The sequence below is a fragment of the Xylophilus rhododendri genome (genome assembly GCF_009906855.1).
GTDB lineage: Bacteria > Pseudomonadota > Gammaproteobacteria > Burkholderiales > Burkholderiaceae_C > Xylophilus > Xylophilus rhododendri.
The window spans coordinates 856,623-869,528 of the sequence record NZ_CP047650.1 but is presented as its reverse complement, the minus strand read 5'-3'; the positions used below and the strand labels follow the sequence as shown (position 1 = coordinate 869,528).

The following is a 12,906-nucleotide window of genomic DNA, read 5'->3' as shown; positions in this document are numbered from 1 at the left end:
TTATTTCAGGTCTTCGATGACCAGGCTGCGGTACTTCTGCGCCAGCGAGAAGGGCACCCGGCGGGCCACGGCCATCAGGCGCTCGGTGTCTTCCCGCGAATCGGCCGCCACCACCAGGCCGTGATGGCCCTGGCGGGCCAGGGATTCGAAGGAGCGCACGGTGGCGCCTTCGGTGCCCACCGAGGGCAGCGGGATATCGCTGCCTTCCTCGGACTTGGCGATATCGCGAAGGAAGGTGGCGGGCGACAGGGTGCGCACCTGGTCGCCCGAGAAGCCGGCCTCGGTCACCAGGGCGGCGGCCGTGCTGTCGGCATCGGCCTTGTCGGGAAACATGATGACTGCATGGCCGGTGGGGTAGAACACACCGCCCATGGTCAGCATTCCGGGATCCATCACGAACTCGCTCATGGCCTGTCTCCTCTTGGTCTTCACGCCGACGTGGCGCTGAGCGAGGCAGCTTAGGCGGCGCCTGCCGCCCCAGCTGTAGGACAAGGAATCAATATTCCTCCAGCCGCAGGGTCGGCAGGTTGGCCACCCGGCCCACCGATTCCAGCTTGGGGATCACGCGGCGGGCGAACAGGCTGTCCGGGCCGTCGGGCTCCAGCGCGGCGAAGATGAAATTGCCCAGCGGCTGCGACAGCGGTATGTAGAAGCTGCCCTGCGGCACATCGGCCAGGGCGCGGCTGACGGAGACATCGACCAGCACGGTGCCGCGGTCGGTGTCGTCGCGGCGCGCGGTCTCGCGGTAGCTGTCCATCAGCAGGGAGGAGGGCTCGGCCACCCGCATCACCTGCACGCCGGCATCGCGCAGCCGATCGATGGCGCCGGAGGCCGAGGCGTCCAGCCAGTAGCCGCAGGGCTTGCGGCGGCTGTGCACGGTGCGCGGGATGAGGTAGGAATTCCAGTCGAAATCGGTGGGGCGGTCCACGCCGGTCTCGGGGTCGAGCAGGGTGACCTTGCGGCGCTGGGTGGTGGGCAGCACCTCCACCGCGGCATCGGTGCGGCAGGCCTGGGAGGCGACATCGCGGTCCACGAACTCGCGCAGCTGGCGCAGTTCGTCGGCCTTGGTGGCGGCGCCCTGCAGCACCGCCGACAGGGCCACCACCTGGCTGTGCACCCGGCGCTGCAGGTGCATGCGGCCCAGGCCCTGGCCGCGGGTGGCGACCAGCAGGCTGACCACGTTTTTCAGGCCTTCGGCGTTGCGCAGGTCGCCGGGCAGGGCGTCGCCCATCGTCAGCGAGCGGTCGGCCGGGTCCAGCGCGGCGTGGAAATACCAGTCCTGGCTGAGGCCGGAGCGCTCCAGCGCGGCGCTGACCGGGCGGCGCAGCCATTCCTCGGCGGCCTTGGTGACGAACTCGGGCTCGTTGCCCGGTGTGGCGTACTGCAGCAGCACGTCGGCCCGCTGCACCGCGCCGAACTTCTCGGCGAAGGCGCGGGTGACCGGGTATTCGCGTGCATCGGCCATCACCAGCGGCCGGTAGTCGCGCACCAGGTGGGCGATGGCGCGGGCTTCGGGCGTGCGCAGCACCAGGTGGTCGCGCGCCAGGTCGGTGCCGTCGGCGGTGGCGGCGCTGCCGGCCGCGGCGCCATCGGGATTGGCGCGCGGCACGATGACGATGTTGATGCGCCCCAGCAGCGGCTGCAGCAGGCCGGCGGCGGCCTCGCGGGCCAGCACCAGCAGGGCTTCGGCGCCGGCCGGCTCGTCGCCGCGCTGCTGGCCGATCAGCAGCACCGTGGGCCGGCCATCGGCCAGCAGGGTGCTCGGCTCGGTATTGGCCGAACGGGTCAGCACCAGCGCCTCCAGCGGCTCGCCACGCTGCGAGTTGCCGATGCTGACGACACCGGCGCGTATCTCGTTGCCGCGTCCGGTGGCGCTGCCCAGGCCGGTGAGCCAGGCGTGGATCTCGGCGCTGCTGCTGAAGGTGTTGCGGCCGTCGGCCAGGCCGGGCGTGGCGTAGCGCACGGTGGGAGCGGGGAAACGCGCGGCCACGGCCGGGCCGTAGGGCGGCACCTCGGTCTGCACGAAGGGCTCGGCGGGCGCCGGGGCGGGCGTGGGCGCGAGTCCGGGGTCGACCGCGTCCAGCGGGCGCACCGGCGTCACCTGCACACCGGGCGCCATGTCGACCACCGGCGGGGCGGCCGGCGGCATGACCTGGGCGGGCGGCGCGCGGTAGCCGGGGGCGCTGGGCTGGGTGTTCTGCCAGGTCGGCAGCGGCGTGGACTGGCAGGCCGCCAGCAGCAGCGTCAGGGTCAGGGGTCCCGCCAGGGCCAGTCGCGGCGGCCGGTTCGTGGCGGCGGACGCGTCTGGCAGATCATGGGACGAGGGCATGCGGTTCTCCTGGAATGCGTTGGACCGCGCGCATCTTAGACCGCCGAATCGCCGACTTCGTGAGCGGACGTCGCCCGGGCGGGCCCGCGCAGCCGGGCCAGGCGCGACAGCATCTCGTGATGGTCGGCGCGGCGTGCCAGCGAGCGGCGCGCCAGGTGACCGGCCAGGCGCTGGTTGCGTACCTGCAGGTGGATGGCGTCGGCGACCGGATCCTGCGCCAGATGGTCGAAGAAATCCGCATCGGCCCGCAGCCGGTCGCCCGGCATGGCGGCCACCCGCTGCAGCAGGGCCGAGCACCGGGCCTCGGGGCGCCGCGAGAGGATGTCCATGGTGGCGGCGAACACCTCCTGGCGGAAATCGAAATGCCGCTGGATCGCCGCCGCGTCCGGATGGGCCTGCATCTGCGTGTGGATGGCCTGGTGGATGGCGCGCACCGGCCGGTCGAAGAAATCGATCGGGTACTCCTGCCGCAGCAGCTCCGCGATGCGTTCGACGCCCGCGGGCAGCAGGTGCCTGCGCTGGCTCCTGCCGATGTGCCGGGCGACCGCCGCGCGCCTTTCCCGCGCCGAGCAGCGGGGCCAGGGGGCGAGCAGGTCTTCCTTGGCCTCCAGCATGGCCAGCAGGGCGCTCCAGAGCTGCGACCGCACCACCCATTCCTGCTCGCGCAGATAGTCGGCCATGCCGGCCTGCCAGGTGGCGTCCAGGCCCTGCTCATGCAGCTGCAGTCCCTGGTTGCGCGGGCCGGTGTGCAGATGCCGGGGCGCCCCGGCGCCGTCGAAGTCCTCTTCGCGCTCCTCGTTCGCGCCGATCAGCACGCTGCTAGCAAGCGTGAGGAGGGCGCCCGGTATCGCCAGCGGCAGCACCACGGCGGGCCGCAGGAAGAACAGGATGTTGGCGACCAGCATCATCAGCTGCCCCAGGCTGAGACTGCCGCTCCAGAGCTGGCCGAAGCCGGCGGTGCGCGCGCGGAACCGCTGCTCCTGCAGGTACAGGTCCAGCGCCTGCGACGGTGCCTCGCCGAAGGCCTGCCGCGCCGCCGCGAGGTCGGCCCGCAGCTGCCGGTGCTGCAGCTGGTGCGTGCGCAGGCCGATGGCGCCCGAGCCGGCCTGCAGCAGCTGTGCCGTGGCCATGACGATGGGCACGGCCATCTGCAGCCTTTGCTCCACCGGCGTCAGCCGCCCCACCTGCCCGGTCCGGCCCGCTTCCTCGGCCGATGCGAGGATGGCGCCGGTCATGGCCTTGGCGATCGACACCAGCATGCCGCCCAGCATCAGCAGCATGGCGTTGGACAGCAGGGCCGACTTGCGCTTGAGGTCGGCCCGCGTGGCGGCGTCCTGCAGGCGCTGCAGCAGGCGGGCCTGGTAGCGGATCTCGACGGCGGCCGGGCTGTCATCGGGCCCCGGTGCCTGCTGCTGGAGCTTCCTGCCTTCGCGCAGGTTCCGCAGCGCCGCGATGCCGGCGTCCCGGGCCACGCCGTCGGGCGCACGCAGCAGGCTGTCGATGAGATGCTGCTGCTGCCGCAGCAGGGTGTCCATGGCCTCCGGATAGTCGACCCAAAAGCCCTGGATCGTGGCCCGGACGGCGGCGCTGGACGACATCAGCACGAACAGCAGAAAGCCCGTCAGCAGGGCGATCTCCACATAGGGCTGGCGCGACTTGGCCAGCACCAGCGGCAGCAGACTGGCCAGGTCGTCCCAGCCGTCCTGGTAGCGCAGGCGCAGCAGGAAACGCAGCAGGCGCACCCGCTCCAGCGTGGCCAGCAGCCCGTGCGGCGCGTGTTCGTCGACGAGCCTGAGCTGGCGGGTCAGCCAGCGCCTGCCGATGCGCAGCTCGGCCACGGATGGCGTACCCGTGGCGGTGGACGAGGCGGCCGAATAGTCGTCCTTGCAGGCCGTGCCGGATGCGGGCGGCAGCTGCGCCAGCACATGCTGCGCGCGGTACTGCGTCAACGGGCTGATGCCGGCGGATTCGGAAGGGGAGCTGGGGATCGGCCTGCGGGCCTGATCGGGCGAGGAAGTCGGGAGCCGGTCGAGTGTGAGCATGAGAATCGTTCGCGCTGAAGAGCCTTCGCAGTCTCTGCGTGCGCGCCGCCCCCCGCGCCCGGCTTGGCGAAGCGATGTCCCTGCGCAGGAATCCTCAGTCGACTTCCGCGGCGACCGGCGGCGCCTGGCGGGCCATGGCCAGCACCTCGCGCGCCGGCAAGCCCTTGAGCCGGTGGTCGCTCCACACCCGTCGCCAGCCGCGTGCGCCGGGCAGGCCGTGGCGCAGGCCCAGCATGTGGCGGGCCACGGCATACCAGGGCGTGCCGTGTTCGGCGGCTTCGCGCTCCATGTAATCGACCATGGCTTCCTCGACCGCTTCGCGGCTGAGTTCACGCGGCGCGCCGCCCAGGAAGGCGGCATCCCAGCCGGCCAGGCTCCAGGGGTTGTGATAGGCCTCGCGGCCGACCATCACCTCGTCCACCTCGGCCAGGCGCTCGGCGATCTGCTCGTGGCTGGCGATGCCGCCATTGACCGCGATGTGCAGCCGCGGGAAGTCCTGCTTGAGCTGGCGCGCCATCTCGTAGCGCAGCGGCGGCACCTCGCGGTTCTGCTTGGGGCTGAGGCCCTGCAGCCAGGCGCTGCGGGCATGCACGATGAAGCGCGTGCAGCCGGCCTCGGCGACGGTGCCGACGAAGTCGCGCACGAAGGCATAGCTGTCCTCGCGGTCCACGCCGATGCGGTGCTTGACGGTGACCGGGATGCCGACCGCATCCACCATCGCCTTCACGCAGTCGGCCACCAGCGCCGGCTCGCGCATCAGGCAGGCGCCGAAGGCGCCGCGCTGCACCCGCTCCGACGGGCAGCCGCAGTTGAGGTTGATCTCGTCGTAGCCCCAGTCCTGGCCCAGGCGCGCGGCCTGCGCCAGCTCGGCCGGCTCGCTGCCGCCGAGCTGCAGGGCGATCGGATGTTCGCTCCCGTCGAAACGCAGGTGCCGCGCCACATCGCCATGCAGCAGCGCGCCGGTGGTCACCATCTCGGTGTAGAGCAGGGCGCGCTGGCTGAGCAGGCGGTGGAAATAGCGGCAGTGGCGGTCGGTCCAGTCGAGCATGGGCGCCACGCTCAGGCGTGCGGGCGTCGGCTGGCTGGCGGGCCGGGGGGCGTCTTGGGGATTCATCTGGCGGGGCGGTCCTGCGCCGGGTTCACATCGAAGCGGCGGGGCGCTATTTTCTCAGAGGCGCTTCAACCCCGGGCGGAGCCGGGTGTCGGGAGACCATGGGCTCGACTTCAAGAGCACTCATCAATGCGGTATCCGCGCCGCCGCTCGAATTCGCGATATTGCTCGGAGACTTGCGCGTCCTCGTAGTTGCCCGCAACGGCGTCGCCCACCCCGTTGCCGTCCAGGCCCGGCAGTCCGCCGATCATGCCGCCCCATGCTTGGCGTTCCTGACTCTTGCCCACGAATGGCAGCAGATAGGCGTCCAGGATGCCCTTGCCCGGCGTAGCGATCTCGGCGCTCAGTGCGGTCAGGTAATCCGACTTGCTGCCACGGTGCCATTCGATGCCCAGGGATAGAAGCCTTCGAAGAGGATGCGATGGACGGCGAGGAAATCTTCATAACGCAAGGCGCCTCGCCGCTTCGCCAGGTGCGTGATGGCTTCGTCCAGACTGGCGCGGAACATCTGGTGTTCCAGTTCCTGGACGATCTGCGGATCCTTCTCGGCGAACTTGTTGCGCAGGTAGCCGGACGTCTCGAAATCCTTGAACGGATCAAACACCCTGCTTGCGCTCCCGCAGGTAGTTCACGAGCAAGCTCGCCATGTCGTCCTTGGTGAGCTTGCCTGCACGCTTGAGAGCGACCAACAGATCCTGCACCGGGCCGGAACGTACTTCGTCTCCTGCCAGTCGGGTCACCGTCTCGGCCCATTGATCGGCAGCCGTCGGCATATACCTGACCCCATGAAAGCTAGCTAGCCGGCGCACATAGTCGCCCACATCGGAGGTCGGGAAAATCGCCATGTCCCATGGCTTTCTTCTGCTTTCAGTGAGGGCCCTGCGGCTGCGATTGTTGACGTATTGAACGCTGCCAGGGCCCAGAGCCAGCTTGCGGGAGAGACGACGGTCACCTGTGTCCAGCACCAGCGTGCCATTCCCGCTGTCGGTCACCCGGGCCTTGAGTTTGTGCGCCACCTCGCGCCCCAGGGTCTCGACATCCGCGACCGGGGTCACCTCGTGGGTGGATTCGTCCCGGCGGGCCTTGGCGTAGACGCCTGCGCCCAGTCGCAGCAGTTCCCCGTCGCGCTGGAGCTCCTTCAAGGCTTCGGAAACCTGCGATGCGCTGCCCAGTGGCGCGAGCTCGGCGCGCAGCACGACATGGCCTGAGCGACGTCGAATCGACTGGCGCATGCGGTCGGCGAGCTTCATGGCGTAACCCATTCGCCCATTTTAACAGCTTGGAGTTGATTTTGTTAAAAAATCAAACACCATCAATTACTTAGACGTGCAAGACATGCCGGCTCGCGGGCCAGTCATGCACACTTTTTCCAGGCATTCAGCAGCCTGGGACGCTCTGAATTCTCAGGGGCACTTCAACCCCCGTGCTGACGGGAGTCGGCAGCCTACCTGCCCGTATCCAGCTGGCGATAGACCGCCTCGGCCACGCGCAGCATCTCCGGCCGGCTGTCGCTCGACGAGATCGCGTAGCCGAAGTCCTTGTCGACCCAGTAGAAGACATTCACCGGCCCGTCCTGGCCGAAGCGGAAGGCGGTTTCGCGGCCGGCGTCCTCGCGGGTGACGTACAGCGTCAGCCGTTCGCCCTGCGCGCCGCCGAACATGAACTGCGCCACCGGCCCCTTGTCGCCCGGCAGCAGCCGGCCGCCGATGAGGGCGTAGCCCAGGGCCCGCAGGTCCGGCGGCTTCACCGCGGCGCCCAAACGTCTGGTCAGCCAGGTGACGAGGGCCTGCTCCTGGTCGGCGCCCACCTCCACCGGCCGGCGCAGGTCCGGGCTGTAGACCACATGGGCCACGGCCGCGCGGTGGGCGAAGCCCTGCAGCGTGCCGGCCTGCGCCGCCGCCAGCGTGGCGTTGCGCTGCAGCCGGGCGTCGTAGGCGCCGCGGCCCCACCAGGCCGAGCCGGTGCTGACGATCGCGACCGCCACGCCGGCCGCCAGCGAGCGCCAGGGCCATTCCCGCCAGCCGGCGCGGGGCGCGGGCTGCAGCGGCAGGCGCAAGGGCAGGGGTTCGGAGAGGACCGGATCGAGCATTTGCCGCAGTGCCAGGTTCTGGGCACGCCAGTCGTCCACACGTTCGCGCTCGGCCGGATGGGCGGCCAGGAAGGCATCGATCTCGGCATGCCGCGCGGCGTCCAGAAGACCGTCCGCATAAGCGTGCAGGTCGGCTTCGGTCACCGGCTTGCCGCCGTCGCCGGAGAGGGGTTTGAGTGGGGAAGCGTCCATGTCACTTGATCCTGCGCAAGGGCGCCGCGGCATGCGCGGAGGGTTCGCGGCCTTGCAGTTCCTGGCGCAGCTTCTCGCGGCCGCGCGCCAGGCGGGACATCACCGTGCCGATCGGCACGCCGAGCGTTGCGGCGGCTTCGGCATAACTCATCTCCTCGACCGCGACGAGCAGCATCACCTCGCGTTGTTCGGCGGGCAGGCGCTGCAGCAGCCGGTCCAGGTCGCGCAGCTCGATGCCGTCGGACTGGCTGGCGCGCTGCGGCGCTTCGGGCAGCGTGTCGCCCATGCTGTCTTCCGGTCGCCGGCCCCGGGCGCGCACGCCGTCGATGAAATGGTTGTGCATGATGCCGAACATCCAGGCCCGGATGTCGCCGCGCTTCTGCCACAGGGAGAAGCGGCTCCAGGCGCGCTCCAGGGTGTCCTGCACCAGGTCGTCGGCCAGCGTGGCGTCGGCCAGCAGCCCGCGCGCGTAGCGGCGCAGGTTGGGGATGCAGGCGACGATGGCGGCTTCGTCCTGGTCACGCATGGGGCGGGTCGGGGGTGGAGATCAGGCCGCCATTCTCAAGGCGCGGGCGGCGACATGGGGATAGACGCCCGGCCTGCCGCGCTTATTCCGCTGCCGGGCGGAAAATTTCGAGGACGCTGGCGGCACAATGGCCGCCTGATGCCGCTGCACCAAATCTTCTACGTGAGCCGGTCGCTGGCCCTGCCCGGGCAGGTATCGGACATTCTCTTGGTCGCCCGCGTGCGTAATGCCCAGGCCGGCATCACCGGCGCCCTGCTGTGCACCGGCGGCTTCTTCGCCCAGGTGCTCGAAGGGCCGCGGGAGGCGCTGCAACGCACCATGGCCTGCATCGATGCCGATGCCCGGCATGCGGATGTCACCCGGCTGCTGCAGGCCGGGCTGGATGCGCGGCGCTTCGCGGACTGGTCCATGGCATTCACCGAGCGGCCGGGCGCCGACGATCTGGTCGAGCATCTGGTGGGCTTGCAGCCGGTGGAACCCTCGCGCGCCCTGCGGCTGGTGCAGCTGATGTTCAGCGGCGTCGCCGCGGCGCCGGCTCAGCCGAGCAGCAAGGGCGCGCGGAATTCATAACCCACGCCCGCGACCGCATGGGCGGGCCAGGCGGTCTGGCCGGCCTGTTCGACTTTCTTGCGCAGGCGGTAGAGGGCGGCATGCAGGGCGCCGTCCATGTCGGTGGCTTCGGGGCCCCACAAGCTGCGGGTGATGTCGGCGCGGGCGACCACGCCGCCCTCGGCCTGCACGAAGGCGCTCAGCAGGGTCACATCGCTGCGGCTGAGCATGATCTCGGTGCCGTCGGGCGCCTGCAGCCGGGCCTGCTCCTGCTTGAGTTTCCAGGGGCCGGACGGCGCGGCGGCCATCTCCAGGCGCCTGCGCAGCGCCGCGATCACCGCCTCGACATGCGCGGCGGGGGCCAGGCGGTCCACCATGCAGTCGGCCCCGCTTTCCAGCACCTGGACGAATTGCGCATGCGGCGCGGCGCTCAAGGCCACCAGCCCGGCCTGGCTGCGGCGGCGGATCAGCCGGACCAGGTCGGCGCCCGGCACGCCTCGTTGCTGCAGGTCGACGACGTAGAGCCGATGCTCGAACGGCTCGGCGCTCAGCAGGAAATCGTCGCTGTCGTCGAAGCGCACGCCTCTGGACGCCAGCCTTTCCAGCGACCGCGGCGGCGTCCCGATCCATGCATGCGCCGACTGTTGTTTTTCACCCATGTGCAAATGCTATCTCGCCCTGCGGGCAAACCCCGGGAAGCGCCGTATGTCCTCGTTATAATTCGTCACATATGACGGAATTATTGTCACATCCGACGCGACTGGCGGCATGAAGCTCGATTTCCGGCTCGTGGCCGGCCTTGCCATCTGCCTCTTCTGTTCGACGTCCCGCGCCGGCAACTGGTTTGCGATTGCCGGTGACCGCGGCGATCCGCATGCGGATGCGACCGAACTGGACACCGCTTCCATCGGCAGACGGAGCGATCGCCAGAGGCTGCTTTTCCGCGTGACGCTGGCCAAGCCCCGGCAGGATGCGGACGGGGAGTCTTTCCAGTCCTATCTCTCGACCGTCCTGGTGGAGTGTTCCAGCGGATCGATATTCCACGAGGAACAACTCCGCTATCGCGACGCCCAGTGGTCGGGCCCTGTGCGCAGGGAAGTCTTCCCGCCGGCCAAACCCATGGCTTTCGGCGGCCTGGTGCCGGATCCGCGCGAACGGATCCTGGCGGCCGCCTGCCGGGGCTGAGCGGACACGGCCCGTCAGGCGCCGCCCGAGGGCACCAGGGTGGCGCTTGCGGCGCGCCGCCCGGCCAGCAGGAATCCCAGGGCCAGCAGCGAGGCCGCGGTCATGGCCGTGCCCATGGCCGCGAGCGACTGCCCGCCGACCAGGCCCACCAGCGTGCCGAAGGCCGAGGCGGCCACCATCTGCATGCAGCGCTGCAGGGCGGCCGCGCTGCCGGCCACATGGCCGAGCCGGCGCAGGCCGCCATGCGTGGCGGTCGGCATGATGACGCCCGCGCAGATATTGCTCAGCACCATCAAGGCGGCGGTCAGCACCAGCGAATGGATGCCGAGCCGGCCCACGGCCAGCAGGGCGATCGACACCAGCAGGTTCAGCACCGCGGCGGTGGCCAGTGTCCGGCCGCCGCCGAAACGCCGCGCCAGCCGCGCGTTGTTGGCCGCGCCGATGATGGTGCCGCTGGCCGTGCAGGCGAAGAGCAGGCTGTAGAGCGCCGGCGAGGCGCCGAGCATGCCCATGAACACCGCCGAGGAGCCGGTGATGTAGGCGAACATCACGCCGAAGGTGGCGGCCAGCAGGCCGGTCGATGCCAGGTAACCCCGGTCGGCCAGCACGGTGCCGTAGCCTTGCAGCGCCGCGCGCAGCACCGAGGGACGGCGCACGCCGGGCGCGGGCTGCGGCGCGGTTTCCGCATAACCCGTGGCCGCCAGCAGCAGCAGGCCGGCGCCGATGACCGCCATCGCCGCATAGATGGTGCGCCAGCCGGCGAACATCAGCACCGCCGCGCCCAGGATGGGCGCCACCAGCGGCGCCACGCCGTTGACCAGGGCCACATAGGACTGGCGCGACAGCGCCAGATCGTCGTGGTAGACGTCGCGCACGATGGCCGCCGGCAGCGAAGAAGCCGCGCCCGCCGCCACGCCTTGCAGGAAACGCATCAGCAGCAGGGTGCCGATGCTGCCGGCCATGGCGCAGCCCAGCGCCGCCACCGAGAACAGCAGCACGCCCAGCATCAGGATGGGCTTGCGGCCGTAGCGGTCGGACAAGGGGCCGAAGAGCACGGGCGCGATGGCAAATCCCAGCATGAAGATGGTCAGCGTCTGCGCGGCCTGCGGTATCGCCACGCCCAGTTCGGCGCCCATGCTGGCCAGGGCGGGCAGGCCGGCGTCCGTGCCGATGGGCGGCAGGGCGGACAGGAGCCCGAGCATGACGACGTAGAAAGGAGAGGTTGGGGAAATCGAGCGGGAAGCCATGACCGAGTGGGTGTACCGTATTGTGGTACAGGCATCGTACCGCAATGCGGTACAGTCCGTGCACATGTCTTCCGATTCCCCCGATATTCCTGCCTCCGGCGTGCAGGTCATCGCGCGTGCCGCCGCGATCCTGCGTGAGGTCACCTCCCACGGCGATGGCCGCAGCCTGGGCCAGCTGGCCGCCGCCACCGGCCTCGCGCGCTCCACCGTGCAGCGCATCGTCGATGCGCTGGAGGCCGAGCACCTGGTGCAGGCCGGCATCGGCGGCGTGCGCCCGGGCTGGGGCCTGCGCAGGCTGGGCGAACTGGCCGGACCGGGCGTGGCGCGGGAGCTGCGGCCCCGGCTCTATCGCCTGTTCGAGTCCACCGGCGAGACGGTCGACCTGTCCAGCCTGGCGGGCAGCGAAGTGCTGTTCCTCGACCGTTTCCTGAGCGATCAGCAGGAGCGCGCCGTTCCCCGCATCGACCGCCGTTATCCCGCCTACAGCATGGCCAGCGGCAAGGCCTTGCTGGCCCAGCTGCCGGACGAGGCGATCCGCCGGCTCTACGGCGCGGGCGCGCTCGACCGCATGACCCCCTGCACCCTGGCCGATGCGGACGCCCTCATCGCTCAGCTGCAGGCGATCCGCGACGGCGGCTTCGCCTACGACCTGGAAGAGCATGCGCTCGGCATCTGCGCCATCGGCATCGGCCTGCCGCCGCGGGAAGGCATGCCGCTGGCCGTGTCGGTGGTGGTGCCCGCCGGCCGCTTCGCGGCGGCGCGCGCCGGCGTGGAGCAGGCCTTGAAGGCCTGGGTTCAGCCGCGATAGCCGAGATGGCCGGGACGGTCCGCCGCCTCAGCGCAGCGCCGCCGCCGCCCGGAACAGCGCGGGAATCAGCTCGGCCTGCACCCGTGCCGGCGAATAGTCGTCCAGCGTGGTCGCCATGCCGATGGCGACCTGCGCGCCGGAGGACACGGTGGCCAGGATGGCCACCGCGATCTGGTGCATGTTCACCTGGTGCTGGGTGATGACGTAGCCGTCTTCGCGGGCCTGGGCGATCTCGGCCAGCAGCGTCGGCAGGTCGGTGGTGGTGCGCGGGGTGAAGGCGATCGGCGGCTGGCGGCGGTACATCTCGCGCAGCTCGTCCTCGCGGCAGCCGGTCAGCAGCATGCGGCCGCTGGCGTTGGACCAGGCCGGCAGGCGCCGACCGGGCAGCATCTCGGCCAGGGTGAGCTGGCGGCTCGGCAGGCGCAGCAGATAGACCATGTCGTCGCCGCGCCGCAGGCTCAGGTTGACCGCCAGGCCGAACTGGTCGCGCAGCACCGCCAGGTGGGGGGCTACCTGGGCGATCAGCGGATCGCCTTTCAGATAGGAGTGGCCGAGTTCCACCGCCTTCGAAGTCAGGCGCAGCCGGCGCGAGCCGCCGTCGCGGCTGAGATAGCCCAGTTTTTCCCAGGTGAAGACGAAGCGCTGGGCCGCGCTCTTGCCCAGGCCGGTCATGTCGGCCAGTTCGGTCAGGCCCAGGTCGCCCGGCCGGGTCGCGAAGGCTTCCAGCACCCGCATCGCGCGCTCCACCGCCGCCACGTACAGGTACTCCTTCTTCTCGCCGGCTTCCTCGGCAAAGCCGTCCTGCGCTTCTTCGGACATGGTCATTCC

At 70.4% G+C, this 12,906-nt stretch carries 15 protein-coding genes; 3 read left to right on the top strand and 12 right to left on the bottom strand.

Going from position 1 to position 12,906, the window contains the following annotated elements; translation table 11 throughout:
• The 9 genes from GT347_RS04100 to GT347_RS04065 form a co-directional block, all read right to left on the bottom strand.
• Complete coding sequence (locus GT347_RS04100) at positions 1–408, bottom strand: RNA-binding protein (RefSeq protein WP_160550748.1); 408 nt, start codon at positions 406–408, stop codon at positions 1–3.
• An 88-nt stretch (positions 409–496) separates the two neighbouring features.
• The gene (locus GT347_RS04095; protein ID WP_160550747.1) at positions 497–2,329 is read right to left on the bottom strand and encodes a M14 family zinc carboxypeptidase; all 1,833 of its coding nucleotides are present in this window, start codon (positions 2,327–2,329) and stop codon (positions 497–499) included.
• Positions 2,330–2,364: 35 nt separating this feature from the next.
• A complete protein-coding gene (locus GT347_RS04090) occupies positions 2,365–4,371 on the bottom strand; it encodes a hypothetical protein (RefSeq protein WP_160550746.1) in 2,007 nt (668 codons plus the stop codon).
• 94 nt (positions 4,372–4,465) lie between these two features.
• A complete protein-coding gene (dusA, locus tag GT347_RS04085) occupies positions 4,466–5,485 on the bottom strand; it encodes a tRNA dihydrouridine(20/20a) synthase DusA (RefSeq protein WP_229722672.1) in 1,020 nt (339 codons plus the stop codon).
• 110 nt (positions 5,486–5,595) lie between these two features.
• Positions 5,596–5,733: a hypothetical protein gene (locus tag GT347_RS27380; protein WP_229722670.1), complete on the bottom strand. Its 138-nt coding sequence runs from the start codon at positions 5,731–5,733 to the stop codon at positions 5,596–5,598.
• A 101-nt stretch (positions 5,734–5,834) separates the two neighbouring features.
• Complete coding sequence (locus GT347_RS27375) at positions 5,835–6,086, bottom strand: hypothetical protein (protein WP_229722668.1); 252 nt, start codon at positions 6,084–6,086, stop codon at positions 5,835–5,837.
• Complete coding sequence (locus tag GT347_RS04075) at positions 6,079–6,732, bottom strand: DUF6088 family protein (protein ID WP_160550745.1); 654 nt, start codon at positions 6,730–6,732, stop codon at positions 6,079–6,081. Before GT347_RS04075 ends, GT347_RS27375 begins: the two co-directional genes overlap by 8 nt.
• A 194-nt stretch (positions 6,733–6,926) precedes the next feature.
• Complete coding sequence (locus tag GT347_RS04070) at positions 6,927–7,763, bottom strand: anti-sigma factor family protein (RefSeq protein ID WP_160550744.1); 837 nt, start codon at positions 7,761–7,763, stop codon at positions 6,927–6,929.
• Between the two features lies 1 nt (position 7,764).
• Positions 7,765–8,289 (bottom strand): RNA polymerase sigma factor, encoded by a 525-nt coding sequence (locus GT347_RS04065; protein ID WP_160550743.1) that lies wholly within the window; start codon positions 8,287–8,289, stop codon positions 7,765–7,767.
• 138 nt (positions 8,290–8,427) lie between these two features.
• Here GT347_RS04065 and GT347_RS04060 point away from each other — a divergent pair, with 138 nt between their 5' ends.
• Positions 8,428–8,859 (top strand): BLUF domain-containing protein, encoded by a 432-nt coding sequence (locus tag GT347_RS04060; protein ID WP_160550742.1) that lies wholly within the window; start codon positions 8,428–8,430, stop codon positions 8,857–8,859.
• On the opposite strand, the gene GT347_RS04055 is transcribed toward GT347_RS04060, so the two are convergent.
• Positions 8,826–9,497 carry a winged helix-turn-helix domain-containing protein gene (locus GT347_RS04055; protein WP_160550741.1) on the bottom strand — a complete coding sequence of 224 codons (672 nt, stop codon included), beginning with the start codon at positions 9,495–9,497 and terminating at the stop codon, positions 8,826–8,828. The two genes, GT347_RS04060 and GT347_RS04055, sit on opposite strands and share 34 nt — an antisense overlap.
• Positions 9,498–9,606: 109 nt before the next feature.
• Here GT347_RS04055 and GT347_RS04050 point away from each other — a divergent pair, with 109 nt between their 5' ends.
• Entirely contained in the window at positions 9,607–10,023 is a 417-nt protein-coding gene (locus GT347_RS04050; protein ID WP_160550740.1) for a hypothetical protein, read from the top strand.
• A gap of 14 nt (positions 10,024–10,037) precedes the next feature.
• On the opposite strand, the gene GT347_RS04045 is transcribed toward GT347_RS04050, so the two are convergent.
• Positions 10,038–11,225, bottom strand: coding sequence for a multidrug effflux MFS transporter (locus GT347_RS04045; RefSeq protein WP_160550739.1), 1,188 nt, complete (start codon positions 11,223–11,225; stop codon positions 10,038–10,040).
• A gap of 109 nt (positions 11,226–11,334) precedes the next feature.
• On the opposite strand from GT347_RS04045, the gene GT347_RS04040 reads away from it, so the two are divergent.
• Entirely contained in the window at positions 11,335–12,078 is a 744-nt protein-coding gene (locus tag GT347_RS04040) for an IclR family transcriptional regulator (protein ID WP_160550738.1), read from the top strand.
• Between the two features lie 27 nt (positions 12,079–12,105).
• Here GT347_RS04040 and GT347_RS04035 read toward each other — a convergent pair whose 3' ends face one another.
• The gene (locus GT347_RS04035) at positions 12,106–12,897 is read right to left on the bottom strand and encodes an IclR family transcriptional regulator (RefSeq protein WP_160550737.1); all 792 of its coding nucleotides are present in this window, start codon (positions 12,895–12,897) and stop codon (positions 12,106–12,108) included.
• Positions 12,898–12,906 lie beyond the last annotated feature (9 nt).